The 15,221-nt window shown below is 42.6% G+C and carries 11 protein-coding genes and 1 pseudogene; 2 read left to right on the top strand and 10 right to left on the bottom strand.

Annotation, left to right across the window (positions count from 1 at the left end):
• A partial coding sequence (locus BACCELL_RS23310; RefSeq protein WP_007214586.1) for a Dabb family protein occupies positions 1-100 on the bottom strand: 100 nt, incomplete at its 3' end.
• 100 nt (positions 101-200) lie between these two features.
• Between BACCELL_RS23310 and udk the strand changes: the two genes are divergently transcribed.
• Together udk and BACCELL_RS23320 are read left to right on the top strand one after the other, a co-directional pair.
• Positions 201-806: a uridine kinase gene (udk, locus tag BACCELL_RS23315; RefSeq protein ID WP_007214587.1), complete on the top strand. Its 606-nt coding sequence runs from the start codon at positions 201-203 to the stop codon at positions 804-806.
• Positions 807-834: 28 nt separating this feature from the next.
• Positions 835-2,226, top strand: a complete 1,392-nt coding sequence (locus BACCELL_RS23320) for an MltF family protein (protein ID WP_044154336.1) — start codon at positions 835-837, stop codon at positions 2,224-2,226.
• A gap of 31 nt (positions 2,227-2,257) precedes the next feature.
• Here the strand turns inward: BACCELL_RS23320 and metH are convergent.
• The 9 genes and pseudogenes from metH to BACCELL_RS23365 form a co-directional block, all read right to left on the bottom strand.
• Positions 2,258-5,007, bottom strand: a pseudogene (gene metH / locus BACCELL_RS26240) (methionine synthase).
• A 23-nt stretch (positions 5,008-5,030) separates the two neighbouring features.
• Positions 5,031-5,483, bottom strand: a complete 453-nt coding sequence (gene smpB, locus BACCELL_RS23330) for an SsrA-binding protein (RefSeq protein WP_007214591.1) — start codon at positions 5,481-5,483, stop codon at positions 5,031-5,033.
• 11 nt (positions 5,484-5,494) lie between these two features.
• On the bottom strand, positions 5,495-6,040 hold the full coding sequence (locus BACCELL_RS23335; RefSeq protein ID WP_007214592.1) for a Yip1 family protein: 546 nt from the start codon (positions 6,038-6,040) through the stop codon (positions 5,495-5,497).
• A gap of 31 nt (positions 6,041-6,071) precedes the next feature.
• On the bottom strand, positions 6,072-6,872 hold the full coding sequence (locus tag BACCELL_RS23340; RefSeq protein WP_229123376.1) for a hypothetical protein: 801 nt from the start codon (positions 6,870-6,872) through the stop codon (positions 6,072-6,074).
• Between the two features lie 785 nt (positions 6,873-7,657).
• Positions 7,658-8,155, bottom strand: a complete 498-nt coding sequence (locus tag BACCELL_RS23345) for a DMP19 family protein (RefSeq protein WP_007214594.1) — start codon at positions 8,153-8,155, stop codon at positions 7,658-7,660.
• Positions 8,156-8,252: 97 nt separating this feature from the next.
• On the bottom strand, positions 8,253-9,413 hold the full coding sequence (locus BACCELL_RS23350; RefSeq protein ID WP_007214595.1) for a metallophosphoesterase: 1,161 nt from the start codon (positions 9,411-9,413) through the stop codon (positions 8,253-8,255).
• 16 nt (positions 9,414-9,429) lie between these two features.
• On the bottom strand, positions 9,430-10,881 hold the full coding sequence (locus BACCELL_RS23355) for a RagB/SusD family nutrient uptake outer membrane protein (protein WP_007214596.1): 1,452 nt from the start codon (positions 10,879-10,881) through the stop codon (positions 9,430-9,432).
• 20 nt (positions 10,882-10,901) lie between these two features.
• Positions 10,902-14,258, bottom strand: coding sequence for a TonB-dependent receptor (locus tag BACCELL_RS23360; protein ID WP_034753786.1), 3,357 nt, complete (start codon positions 14,256-14,258; stop codon positions 10,902-10,904).
• A gap of 16 nt (positions 14,259-14,274) precedes the next feature.
• Positions 14,275-15,221, bottom strand: a 947-nt coding sequence (locus BACCELL_RS23365) for a FecR family protein (protein ID WP_007214598.1), incomplete at its 5' end; no start/stop codon positions are given.

Below are 15,221 nucleotides of genomic sequence, written 5' to 3' on the forward strand. Positions count from 1 at the left end.
GTAAAGCCTCGATAGCGGCCTTGAATTCTTTCATTGCTGTCAGCTTTTTGTCAGCCGGAGCTTCGTCTTTTAATTTAAATAATACAATGTGTTTGACCATAACTTTGCAATTTTAATGATTTATCTATATATTTGTCAACCGAAGCGATTAATATTAACCGCAAAAATACTCGTTTTGTTTTAAATATACACTTAAACGGATGTTAATAATAGGAATTGCAGGCGGAACTGGCTCGGGAAAAACCACCGTCGTACGTAAAATCATTGAAAGCCTGCCGGCAGGTGAAGTGGTACTGTTACCGCAAGACTCTTACTACAAGGACAGTAGCCATGTACCTGTAGAAGAACGACAGAACATCAACTTTGACCACCCGGATGCCTTCGAGTGGAGTCTTTTATCTAAACATGTAGCCATGCTGCGTGAAGGAAAAAGCATTGAACAACCCACCTACTCGTACCTTACTTGTACACGAGAGCCCGAAACGATTCATATCGAGCCACGGGAAGTAGTGATTATTGAAGGGATTCTTGCCCTGTGCGACAAGAAACTGCGCAGCATGATGGACCTCAAAATCTTTGTGGATGCTGATCCGGACGAACGTCTGATTCGTGTCATACAACGGGATGTAGTGGAGCGTGGACGTACGGCAGAAGCGGTTATGGAGCGGTATACCCGTATCTTGAAGCCCATGCATCTACAATTCATCGAACCGTGCAAACGATATGCGGACCTGATTATACCCGAAGGAGGAAATAATCAGGTGGCAATCGATATTCTGACGATGTATATAAAGAAGCATCTTTGAGAATTAAAAATTGAAAATTAAAAATTAAATGAGGGTAACTGCTAATCTTTTCCTGATTGCCTTGTTATGTCTGTGCTGCCTGTCGGGGTGCGGAAATAAACGGCATGGTTCCATGCCCGATGAAGCTGTGGGCGATTTGCAACAGATAAAAGATAGCGGTGAACTCGTTGTACTGACGCTATACAGTTCTACTTCTTACTTCAACTATCGTGGCCAGGAAATGGGGTTCCAGTACGAGTTGAGTGAACAGTTTGCCAAAAGTCTCGGGGTAAAACTGCGCGTAGTGGTGGCAAGGAATGTACAGGGACTTATAAAAAAGTTACTGGCAGGTGAAGGAGATATCATTGCCTACAATGTCCCCATCACGAAGGAATTAAAAGATAGTCTGATCTATTGCGGTGAAGAGGTCATCACACACCAGGTTATTGTGCAACGCGCAGGTGGGAAGACAAAACCGCTGACTGATGTAACAGAACTGATAGGTAAGGATGTATATGTAAAGCCCGGGAAATATTACGACCGTTTGGTAAATCTGGATAAAGAACTCGGTGGCGGCATCCATATCCACAAAGTGACTAATGACAGTATTTCAGTGGAGGACCTCATCACACAAGTATCCCAGGGAAAGATTCCTTATACGGTGGCCGATAATGACGTAGCCAGACTTAACACTACGTATTACCCCAACCTGAATATTAAATTATCCATCAGTTTCGACCAAAGGGCTTCCTGGGCGGTGCGCAAGGATAGTCCGGAACTGGCAGCAGCCGCTAATAAATGGCATGAAGAAAATATGACTTCTCCCGCCTACACTGCCAGTATGAAAAGATATTTTGAGATCAGCAAGGCAACTCCACACACTTCTATCCTTTCTCTTCGTGAGGGAAAGATTTCACATTTCGACGAATTATTCAAAAAGTATGCTTCGGAAATAGATTGGGATTGGCGGTTGCTTGCCTCTCTGGCGTATACGGAGTCTAACTTTGATACGACAGCCGTTTCATGGGCCGGTGCCAAAGGGCTAATGCAACTGATGCCTGCTACAGCACGTGCCATGGGAATGCCCGAAGGAAAAGAACAGAATCCGGAAGAGAGTGTGAAAGCTGCCATAAAATATATCAATGCTACCAGTAAGAGTTTCTCTTCAGTACCGAAAGAGGAGCGGCTCAACTTCGTACTTGCTTCCTACAATTCGGGTATCGGCCACGTACAGGATGCAATGGCACTGGCTGAGAAATATGGAAAGAACAAGTATGTCTGGAAAGACAATGTAGAAAACTTCATCTTATTGAAAAGCAATGAAGAATACTTCACCGACCCTGTCTGCAAAAACGGATACTTCCGTGGAATAGAGACATATAACTTTGTGAGGGATATTATGGGGAGGTATGAGACGTATAAGAAGAAGATAAAGAAATAGTGATTAGGGGGTTATCACTAACCCCTAATCACTAAAATAAGTTCAGCTTATTCTTCTGCGCCTCCTCCAACGAAACAGTCTTCGGTGCTTGCGTAACGCTCTTTTCACGCAACCGTTGATATTCTGAACTTAATTTTTCTTTTAATTCTTCTTTGGCTTTCGGATTCATCAAGCGGGCAGCTACTGTTGCATTCTGCGAGGCATCTTTCAGATGAACTACAGGAGCATGATAGACAGGAGCTATTTTCAATGCTGTATGCAGTTGAGAGGTAGTAGCTCCACCTATCAATAAAGGAATATCGGCACCTACCTTTTCCAGTTCCATAGCCACGTGTACCATTTCTTCCAATGATGGGGTTATCAGACCACTGAGTCCAATCATATCCACCTTTTCTTCCAAGGCACGCTGAACAATCGTTTCGGCAGGTACCATCACACCAAGGTCTATAATCTCATAACCATTGCAGGCCATGACCACAGAAACAATATTTTTGCCTATATCATGTACATCACCTTTCACCGTGGCAAGCAGGACTTTTCCGGCGGAGGTGGAGCCTTCTTGTTTTTCCGCTTCAATTACAGGCTGAAGAATGGCAACGGCTTTCTTCATGGTACGAGCTGTTTTCACCACCTGGGGCAAAAACATTTTTCCGGCGCCAAAGAGTTCACCTACATAGTTCATGCCTGACATTAAGGGACCTTCGATGATATCCACAGCTTTCGGATAAAGCTTCAGGGCTTCTGCCAAGTCTTCCTCCAGATAGTCACCAATTCCTTTTGTCAAAGCATGTTTCAAACGTTCTTCCACACTTGTTCCATTACGCCATGAAAGAGGGGCAACTTGTTTATCAGTGGCATTACCTTTCTGTTGTTCGGCAGCAGCTTTCAGTTGTTCAGCAGTTTCTATCAGGCGTTCGGCAGCATCGGGACGACGGTTTAAAACCACATCCTCTATACGTTCCAGTATATCGGCAGGGATATCAGTATAAAGTACAGCCGTAGCCGGATTTACGATTCCCATATCCATTCCTTCACGGATGGCATGATAAAGGAACACCGCATGCATGGCTTCACGGATATAATTGTTGCCGCGGAAAGAGAATGAAAGGTTGCTAACGCCACCACTGACATGCGCACCCGGCAGATTCTTACGTATCCAACCGGTAGCCCGAATGAAGTCCACAGCATAATTATTATGTTCGTCCATACCCGTAGCTACGGCAAGGACGTTAGGGTCAAAGATAATATCATGAGGATTAAAGCCCACTTTCTCAACCAAAAGCTGATAAGCGCGGGCACACACTTCAATCTTACGTTCGTATGTATCCGCCTGTCCTCTTTCATCAAAAGCCATTACTACGGTAGCCGCACCATATTGCCTGATCGTGCGGGCATGTTCCAGAAACTTTTCTTCTCCCTCTTTCAGAGAGATTGAATTCACGATGGACTTTCCTTGCAGGCATTTCAATCCGGCAACGATTACCTCCCATTTAGAGGAGTCAATCATCACAGGGACACGGGCAATCTCAGGCTCAGAAGCAATCAGATTGAGGAAAGTAGTCATTTCAGCCTGTGCATCCAGCAGGCCGTCGTCCATATTTACATCCACCACCTGCGCCCCGTCTTCTACTTGCTGACGGGCAATGCTGAGGGCTTCATCGTATTTCTTTTCATTAACCAGACGCAGGAACTTGCGGGAACCGGCCACATTACAGCGTTCTCCCACATTGATAAAGTTCTTCTCAGGAGTCACTTCCAACAATTCCAGACCGGAAAGCCAAAGACTTTCGGGTTTCGGAGCAGGAACATGGGGAGCAGCACCGGCTATCAAGGCAGGATATTCGGCGATGTATGCATCGGTCGTACCACAACAACCGCCAATGATATTTACAGACCTTCCTGAATATACTCTTTCACTTCATGCGCCATATCGGCAGGCGTCTGGTCATATTGTCCCAGGCTGTTGGGCAATCCCGCATTGGGGTATGCACTGATATAATAAGGAGCACGGGCAGCAAGCTGTTCCAAGAAAGGTTTCAACTGGCGGGCGCCAAAGGAACAGTTCAAGCCTACCGAAAAGATATTGGCATGCTGAACTGAGGCAAGAAAAGCCTCCAAAGTCTGTCCCGACAGAGTACGTCCGCCTGTATCGGATACGGTAACGGACAGCATAACAGGGACTTGAATGCCTGTAGCCTCCATCGCCTTTTCCGCAGCAAAGATAGCGGCTTTAGCATTCAATGTATCGAATATGGTTTCTATCAGCAGAGCATCTACTCCACCTTCCAGCAAGGCTTCCATCTGTTCCCGATAGGCATCGGCAAGTTCATCGTAAGTCAGCGCACGCATGGCCGGATTATTCACATCGGGACTCATGGAGCAAGTCTTATTGGTAGGTCCGATAGAACCGGCTACAAAACGTGGTTTATCAGGTGTAGAAAATTCATCTGCTACTTCACGTGCCAGTTTAACGGCAGCCAGATTCATCTCACGTACATATTCCTGCACATGATAATCGGCCATACTGACACTGGTAGAACTAAACGTATTGGTTTCAATGATATCGGCACCTGCCATAAGGTATTTACGGTGTATATCCTGTATCACATCAGGGCGTGTCAGACAAAGCAGGTCATTGTTTCCTTTCATCTGCCCGGGGATGTCAGCAAAGCGCTCCCCCCTGAAGTCTTCCTCCGTTAAGTTGTACCGTTGTATCATGGTGCCCATAGCACCGTCTAAAATAAGGATGCGCTCACGCACCAACTTTTCAATAGAAACCATTTGTATTCAGTGATAGAATGATATTATCTCTTAAACATCCGCGCCATATCGCGTTTATCATCTTTCTCTTTCAACGCTTCGCGCTTGTCGTATTGCTTTTTACCTTTGGCAAGAGCCACTACCACTTTGGCAAGCCCTTTTTCATTAATAAACATACGAATGGGAACCATTGTAAAACCGGGGTCTTTTGCTCCACGCGCCAGTTTATCAAGTTCTTTTTTAGTAAGTAAGAGTTTGCGCTCCCTGCGTGCCGAATGGTTATTATACGAACCGTAGAAGTATTCGGAAATATGCATATTCTTCACCCACAACTCGCCATTGGCAAAGTAACAGAAGGTATCCACAAGGCTTGCTTTACCCATGCGGATCGATTTAATTTCCGTACCCGTGAGCACAATACCCGCGGTATAAGTGTCTACCAATTCGTAATCGAATGTAGCACGCTTATTTTTTATATTAACAGGAGCTTGTTTCATGATTTCAAACGTTAATTAAGCACCATCGTCAGCTTGTTGAATATAAACTGAATGAGCATAGGACAGGCAATCAGTAGGATGGAAGAAATGATTGTAAACCGTAACCGGTCTTTTTCTTCTACTTTCATCAACGTGGAAGCCCCCTCCCACACCACATACACAATATAGAACTGCAACAGCAATCCGATGATATTAAAGTCCGGCAATATGCCGATAATAATCTGGAGCAAGAAAAGAACAACCAGCGCATAGCCCGCAAACTGTTGCGTCAATGGCATGTCACTGTCCATCATAAACATTTTAACGCGCATCCCATTTATGAGATACGCCGCCAGAAAATATCCTCCAAAGAGGGATACTGCCACCGCGCAACATTGCGTCATGGCATATTGAAAACTCTCGGGACCGCCCCATCCCTTCGCCAGCAAAGAACCGATGAAGACGGACAATCCACATAAACCAATCATAGGATAGACAAAAGCAGTAAATACTTTTCGCCTATCCTCTTCCAAACGAATTTCCTCCCAAGCCTTGGCCGGAGAGGAAATCAGTAACATTGCTATATGGAATAATGCTTTATAATCCAAATTATTTAACTGTATATTCCCACACTTGTTCAATAGCTCCTTCCAAAGAATTCTTCGAAGTGTTAACCTGACCAATTACTTTAATCTTAGTCGGCTTCTGCCCTGCTTTTAGTCCAAACATATTTAGTGCGGAAGTTAATCGATATGCCTTGCTTGTAGAAGTATATACATTACGTACAACCGGATCTTCACTCGTTTCAGTTATTACATGATTCAAAGTCAAGACAAATTCTGTATCTCCTTGCTTTACACTTTCCAAATCATAAGTAAGTACAAAAGCATGTTTTGCCAATTCTTCTTTCTGCTTTTCATCACTGCTTTCCTGCTTCACCCAATACACAGGAGTTACAATTATGTATTCATTATCAAAAACAACAATCGGATCTATATTCACAGTACCACTTGAAAAAGAGACATTACCGGAAAATGCATAGAAAGCTGAATTTGCCTTTGTAGATTCAGAAGCACTTACTGGTCCTTCATTACCCTTTGCATTTATAGAAACCGGTTCAATGCCATTATAAAGTGTCACTGTTATAGAAGCTGCATCAGGAGATTGCAATTCCGAATCAAATTGGTAATAGAAACCATAAATTTCCCCCATATTAAAAGTTGTTGTTGAAGAACCCGATACAACCAATTTCTGTCCATTAAATAATTGGAAAGTAGGAGGATAAAAATCTGTACACTTGCCATAAGCAAATCCTGTGACTGTAGGGTCATTATCGCTATTAAAGCATGAAGTTAAAGAAACACCCATTAATAAGGTAAGGGCAACCATCCAGATTTTAAATTTAGCCATTTTCATTGTTCTATAAATATTAGAGTTTGCAAATTTAGATAAAAGAATTGAGTAACACTGCACTCTCCTCATTTTTTCATTGTTTTTAAGAGTAAATGAAATATTAATCTAAATACTGCACCCCCTGCCTCCTATTTAACATCAATTCACAAACAACGTAATATCAGAGAAAGGAAAAGTGTAGCAACCAAACAGTGTACTTGTGGCGAACATCTTCCCAACAGCAGATAAATAGCAATAAAGTTAAAGTAAAACATTACTTTGCCTTAACCTTTTTATCACTATGCCTTATTCTAATCTTTGTTTTCCAATTGCGGGCTGTTCAGCCCACAGATGGAAAAACGGATAGCCCACAGATGAAAACCAACGGGCCCACAATTGGGGATAGAGTTTTAGTTTAGACCTAACCAGATTTTAAATTAAGGGTGTATACTTTTAGAAGTAAAGGAAAAGAGATCTTTCTTTAGTCATTTACGGATAAATCCTAAAGAAGAAAGGGGGGAATACGATTTTGATAAGAAGAAAGCCCTATATTAGAGATAATAAGACCCAAAAACGCTGCTTTTTCACACAAAATACCTCTATTCAGCATTTATCGAATTATCAACTGTCAGACAAGAAGATAAGTCTTTTTTTTGTAAATATTCTACAAAAAGTGGTGTAGACAAACAGTTTATCTACACCACTTTTTCAGCTTACCTACACATGCCTCCCCCTCCCATCAGCAAAGGGTTTCAGGCACATGGATGTAGGTGTGCAGACAAGATTGCCCAAAAACTCTCTTGTCAGACGATTTTAGCAAACAGTTCCAGATGTTCATCTACATAACTGGCTACCATAGCTGTGATTCCTTCCTCTTTTTCCAAAAATTCTTCTTCCAGTTCATCGAAAGCTTCATATTGCTCGTACATAGCCATGAATTCATCATCTGTACGTTCCCGTTCCAGATCTTCGCGATGGGCATCATAAATCTTTTTAGCTCTATATACCAGTTTTCCGAAATCTTCCGCTCCCCACAGACGCATCACTTTAGCAAATGGATTGGCAAAAATATAACCACCATACCCATTCTGTATCAACTGACAGAAGCCACCATCCATTACTTCATCACGAAATATCTGGTATGCAAGTAAAGTGTGCTGCTCACCTGTCAGTAATGGCATGGATTCAGCAGTTAGTTCACCACCTATCACTTCTTTATATCTGTCGGTAAATACCTGAATAAAAGTATCCATTCCCTCGCCTGCGGCTTTGCGCAAGGCGGCATCAGTAATTTCTATCATAGTCTTCTTATTATGCCTTTTTCTAATTATTACGACAAAGATATGGAATTAAAAGATAAAGGTATAACAAGAAGACTAAAAACTATGAAAAGTGTTCCTACAATTTCCGCAGGACACCTTTATCACCTACCACAAAGTAAGTATCCTTATCAATCAATAATGCACGGCCACGTTTCTTTTTCTGATTTTCTTTATTGTCTACATTGACACCGATAACCTTGCTATCATAAAAAGTAGAAATATCCTTAAAGATGGTATGCCCCACGATAATATGTTTGGCTTGATAGCGTTCCATCACCATTTGCAGGCTGTCCTGCGCCATTGGATGATACTTGGCATCCGTACGCACAAGACCACGATACCAGATGGGACCATCATTACCATATAGAAATGCGGTCAATGGAGAAAGAGCCCTGCGTTCTTTCTTATTCATGAAAAGGGCTTTGCTCATTTCTTCGTTCACGGTAGGAATACTTAAATTACGGTCATAGAAATTCTTGCCTAACCCGGCATGAACATAAAGGTCGCTGCCAATGGTCTGCATCGTATTACGAGTTCCTAACCATTTACCCAATTCCGTATCGGGTCCAAAAAGCTTAGGATAATCCATATTCAATTTCTGTGCCAGCACTTTATATTTATCTTTCGTATAGCGCAAGTCATTGGCCAATACCAACGGCTCATGATTCCCTAACAGGAAAGAAACCGTTCCACCTGCTTTTGCGGCCTCATCTTCCAACTTATAAAACAGCCAGAATATTTGCGGTACATCTTTTCCACGATCGAAAATATCGCCGATAACCATCAGGTGATTACTGCCGAAGCTCCAATTGTAGTTTTTATCGATAACCCCATTACCCTGCAACAAGCTAATAACACAATCCAACCTGCCGTGCGGATCGGACATAACAAACACTTTCTCCGGTTGCCGATATTGCCAATCGGGGCGTTTCACCGGATGCAATTTCACATCAAACGGAAACCGCCCTTTATGATCTACCACATGCAGAGTAAAATCTTCGGGTAGTGCAACATAAGTCGTGTCGGTAATTTTCCCTTTCTTATCAACACTGATGACACGCGTTTTACCATCAGGCTGATAAAGCACATACGGCCCGTCAGCCGATAACTCTTCTTTTTTCTCTTTGTCTTTCTTCTTACCGTCTGAACCAAAAGTTCCGGCGTTTAGGCCGGAACTCATGAACATTAGAGTAAATGCGATAAGAAAGTACTTCATGAAACTTGTCTTACTCGTCATATATCATTTATTTAAATTATCTTCCACCATATTCAGGATTCTGTTCCATATTAGGATTGGCATCCATCTCCTTCTTGGGAATAGGAAGTACAATCATATAGAAATTCCAGTCATACGTCATATACTTCGTGTCATGCTTGGTTTTACTCAGATTACTGTCTTTTACATCCTTACGTTCCACTGTCAATCCATTTCTGATAACATCATACATGCGGTGTCCTTCGGCAACCAGTTCTTTACGGCGTTCGTTCAGCACTCTCTCCAAAGTGATAGTCTGTCCTACCACTGTGTTATCCGGATTAGCACGCTTCACTATCGGATCGAGATACTTAACAGCAGCGTCATTATCATTCTCCTTAACAGCGGCTTCGGCTGCATTCAGATAAGCCTCGGAAAGACGAATTAACGGAATATTGGCATCTTCAATATTCTCTTCACGTTGCGGCTGATACTTATTTACATAAGCATAATATTTCTTATCGAAACTCAGCAACTTAAGACGTATATCCTTCGGGTCTTCCTTCAGGAACTGATAAAAAGAACAAGTGATACACATATCATCGTAACCGTCATAAGAGTTGAGATAACCCATACTTTCTTTACCCGGGCTGTCAGTAGTGAGATTTACGATTTCGAACAATACTTCACCCGGTTTAGAGGCTGAAGCATCTTCTCCCCAAGCAGTGGGGTAATCTTCATTGGTCCATAAAGCGTATTTATTCTTTTCTGCTCCTGTAATAGCATCGCTCGCCATTTTCAAAGCATTGGCATTTTCACCCTTGTAGAGATAAACACGACTGAGAAGTACCATTGCTCCCCATTTGTTTATTTTGCCCTTATTGAATTTTTCACCCAATAAAGAGAGACTTTGGGTAAGATCATCGATTATCTTCGTATAGCATTGAGCCACAGTGTTGCGTGTCGGCTTGCTATCAATAGTGGACAGACCTTCTATAATAGGCACACCCAGTGATGCCCCATTATCTTTTAAATACGGATAACCGAAGATACGGGTCAGATCGAATAATGCCAAACCACGGATAGCCAGTGCCTCTCCTTTCAAATCATCCCGATATGCCTTGTCGTCTTCATCAATCACCAGTTTATCAATGTTCATCAAAATCAGATTGCAATTCTGGATGATAGAATAAAGATAAGACCAATGACTGGAAGGGTTATCATCCTTGGTAAAGTTAAAACGGTAATAGTTAGCTACACGCTTAGTAGAGCTAACAGCCTGCATATCATCACCCGTCACATCTCCATAATATACCAGGCGTCCGGAGTAGGCATCCGAACTCTGCATCGTGCTGTAAATGCCATTCAGAGTGAACTCAACATCCGACAATATCTTAATGCTGGTTTCAGTATCTACCGAAGTGGAAGGTTCCAAATCCAACCAACTGTTGCCGCAAGAAGTAGCGACGAACAACATGGAACTGATAAATAAATATTTTAATGGTTTCATAATATCTCGTTTTTATCGGATTAGAAATTTACATTTATACCAAAAGTTACAGTCTTCAAAGGAGGAGTCCCCCAAATGGCAGTACCACCACTCACTGCTTCCGGATCGTAATAGTCGTATGCCGCCCATGTCCAGAGGTTATTGGCCGATGCATACAAACGTACATTCTCGATACCGATTTTCCGTGTCCAGTCCTTCGGAACGGTGAAACCGAATGTTAGCGTTTTCAAACGGATAAAATCAGTGCTGTGCAGACGGCGGGTAGTCGTTACTTTATTCATTGCTACAGAGGGTTTCTCGTAGAATAACTCATATTTTGTAACATCTCCCGGCTTCTTCCAACTATCTTTATAGTAGGACGGGATATTAGCTTCCAGGTCATTACCGCCATGTTCGGTTTTCTGTGCCCAGTTGTCATAAGAGTAACCACCAAACTGGTAAGAGAACATAAAGTTCAGATCGAACCATTTATAGCGCAACGTATTTGATAAACCACCGATAGCATTGGGCTCTGCATGTTTATCAAGCACAATGGCATGAGCTTTATTGATTTCTTCGGTGATGTCTTTAATGTAGTTTCCATTTTCGTCCACATCGTTTGTATAGAACTGGGGAGCACCGGTTTCCGGATTGATACCTGCAAATTCAATCATATAGAAAGTACGGTATGATTTTCCTACTTTACGAATTTGAGAACCGCTCTTGATTTCCGTCTGCATGCCATCCAGGGTTACAATTTTATTCTTGTTATGCGAAATATTGAATGTTGTATTCCATGAGAAATCCTTAGTCTGGATGTTGGTTGAGCTGATTTCCAGTTCCACACCTTTATTCTTTACTTCACCGATATTCATCAGGTAACTGCTGAAACCGGTAGTCATAGAGATAGGACGGTCCATCAACAGATTCTTGGTGGTACGGGTGTAATACTCCAAAGTAACATTAATACGGTTCCAAAGTGCGAAGTCCAAACCCAGATTCAGGTTATAGTTTGTCTCCCACTGCAAGTCGTCATTCCGGAGTTGCGACTGAATGATGCCCGGTTGTTCCAGATAACCGTTAGTCAGGCTGCTCAATCCCATATATCCGAAGTAATCGGAAGGAAGGGTACCATTCACACCATAAGACGCGCGTATCTTTAAATCAGTCAACCAATCCTTAGTTGGAGACATGAATTCTTCCTCAATAATACGCCAAGCACCGGATATTGACCAGAAACTACCCCAACGGTTATCTCTTTGGAAACGAGAACTGCCATCCGTACGGAAGCTACCACCCAAATAGTATTTATTCTTATAATCATAATTCAAACGAGTCAGGTAAGAAACCATACGTGTACGGGTATCATTACCACCAACCGATTCCGTCTTCATACCATTACTGATTTGATTTTTATCGTGAGTTGCAAAGTTAGTGGCATATCCTGACAGATAATCGCGGTATTGATCGTCTATTTCGTAACCTACCAGCGCATCAATGTGATGATCTCTGGCAATCGAAGTTTTATAGCTCACCTGATTGGCCCATACCATTTTGTTGTATTCATAATACTTCTTGCTCATACCACCGTTGATATCATCGCCGTTGGAAGTACGCGGGTCACTCCAGTCTTTACCCTTCGTAATTACATAATCATAGCTGAATGTAGACTTAAACTTCAGGTCCTTGATAAATTCATATTCACCATAGATGGTGTTGAATGTACGGGTCACATACTCGCGTTGATAATCGTAAGTTGCCGACAACAACGGGTTACGGTCACCAATACGGATCAAGTCACGATTCCAGCTACCGTCTTCATTGTATATAGGATCAGAAGGTACCACAGCATTGCGTGAAGTGTAGAAAGGGGAAGAATAAGAAGTCCCTTCACTATATACATCCTGGTTAACCGTAGCAAACAAGACATTGGCTCCCAATTTCAACTTGCTGGTAGCTTGGAAATCCACATTCAGGCGTCCGCTGATACGTTCCAGGCCTGAGTTGATGGCAATACCGTCTTGCTTCAGATAAGAAAGTGAAGAGTAATACTTGAACCGGTCCGTTCCTCCTGAAAGAGAAGCTTCATAAGACTGATGATTGCCTTTCTTAAACAGAACATCATCCCAATCCGTATATCCGCACCAAGGAACCGGAGCATAATCATCAATTTCTCCATCGGCATAAGCCATGGCGTCGGCTTCACTCTTACCTTTCTTTATCTGTCCGGCTACCAAACCATCATAGATATACTGACGACGCTCTTCTCCCCCCATAATCGGACGATAATCCATAGCAAAATCAGAACTACCCCAGTCGGCCTTCAAAGAAATAGAAGGCTTTCCTGCTTTACCTTTCTTCGTTGTGATCAGTACGACGCCATTAGCAGCACGCGAACCGTAGAGTGAAGCGGCAGCAGCATCTTTTATCACCGTAACACTTTCAATATCGGAGCTATTAATGGTAGACATAATATCAAGGCCGGCATCCGAACTCATTGTATTGATGGTACCTGAGCGCATTGGCACTCCATCTATTACATAAAGAGGTGAGTTACTGGCATTAAAAGAACCCATACCACGGATTCTCAAAGAAGAAGACGCCCCCGGCTGACCGGAAGAAGAAGTGAACTGTACGCCCGGAGCATTACCTTGAAGCAGGTCTTTAAAAGAAATTGCCGGAACATCTTTCAAAGTCTCTCCTTTTACACTGGCAGCAGAACCGGCATAAGCAGATTTCTTGAAGGTACCATAACCTGTAATGACAACCTCATCCATCAGGTTATTATCCGGTGCCATCTCCACTTTAATCGTCTTTGCAGAAGTAACCTTGATTTCCTGGCGGATATAACCGATATAAGAAACCATCAAAGTGGCAGGAAGGTGATCTACATCAAGGGTAAAATGACCGTCTAAATCAGTAGTACAACCGTTAGTAGTGCCTTTCACTATTACATTGGCACCAATAATGGCTTCACCAGTTTCGTCTACAACAGTACCATTCAGCTTTGTCTTTTGCTGTGGTGCTGCCATTTCTTCAACCTTAGAAACAGGTTTGATGGCAATGACACCATCATGAACCGTATAAGTCAGCCCACTACCTTTCAGGCATTTATCCAGCACATTAGCAATCTTTTCATGATTCACAATCAACTTTTCTACTTTTACATTTTTCACCTCTTCAGTGCTATACACAAAGGTGAAATCTGTTTGTCTCTGAACTTCCCACAGCACTTCGCTAAGAGTGGCATTCTTAAAGGTTGCTGTGACAGTGGTTTGTGCAAACACTGCATTGGCAGCCTGCATAAAACCGGTAACTGTGAAACAGAAAAACAGCAACGTTATCCATAAACGTCTACTGCTTCTTTCAGCTTGATTCTTGTGTCCTTTCTTGTTCATAGTAATCATTTTTGGGTTAATTATGGAATGTTATTGTATTACCTTCAATTTTCACATGCACTTCTTCCGTCTTTTCCAGCAACTTGACGAAAGGAGTTATTTCTTCATAACGATTCAGGTTACAACCGAAACGTATATTCTTAAGTCCTTCATTTTCATAAACCACATTCATGTCATACCAGCGGGAAAGTATCTTCATAATGTCTTCCAGACGCTGATCTTTGAAATTGATCTTTCCTTTTACCCATGAAGTATAGAACGAAGTATCCACCGTTCGCACTTGGATGGAATTGCCACCCGAAACGATGGTGGCCTGTTGCGACGGTTTCAGAATAAGGCTTTCACCCTTTTCGGCACTGACCCTCACCGAACCGTTGACCAAAGTTGTCTGATATTCTTCATTGGGATAAGCGGAGATATTGAAGGTTGTGCCCAATACTTCAACTTGCATGCCATTGACGTTTACAATAAAAGGCTGCCCGGTTTTACTCACTTCAAAATAGGCTTCGCCTTGCAGTTCTACTTCTCTTTTACCCGTAGTAAAAGCAACCGGAAAACGGAGGCTGCTCATTGAGTTCAAATGAACCTTTGTCCCGTCACTCAGCACCAACGCATACTCACCGCCACGTGGAATTTCCACCTTATTATATACAGGTTTCGGCCGGGCAGATGTGCTCTGTGCCAACTGATAGTTTAAAGTGGTCGAATCTACCTGAATATGCGTACCTTCTATCTTCCGCAAAGCATCTGCTGTTTCTTTATTCAAATTGATTGTTTCCCCATTGTCCAAAGTCAATATAGCTTTGGCAGCCCCCGGCAATATGGGCTGGGTAATCAGCACGGACTTATCAGAAGAATGGTCATGATCAGTATACTTCAGTGTAATGCCTACAAAAAAGACGGGGATTAAAACAGCGGCGACATAACGGAGTATTTTCATCATCCGTTCCCGGTTTATTGCTT

Origin of the sequence: Bacteroides cellulosilyticus DSM 14838 (genome assembly GCF_000158035.1) — a bacterium.
Lineage (GTDB): Bacteria > Bacteroidota > Bacteroidia > Bacteroidales > Bacteroidaceae > Bacteroides > Bacteroides cellulosilyticus.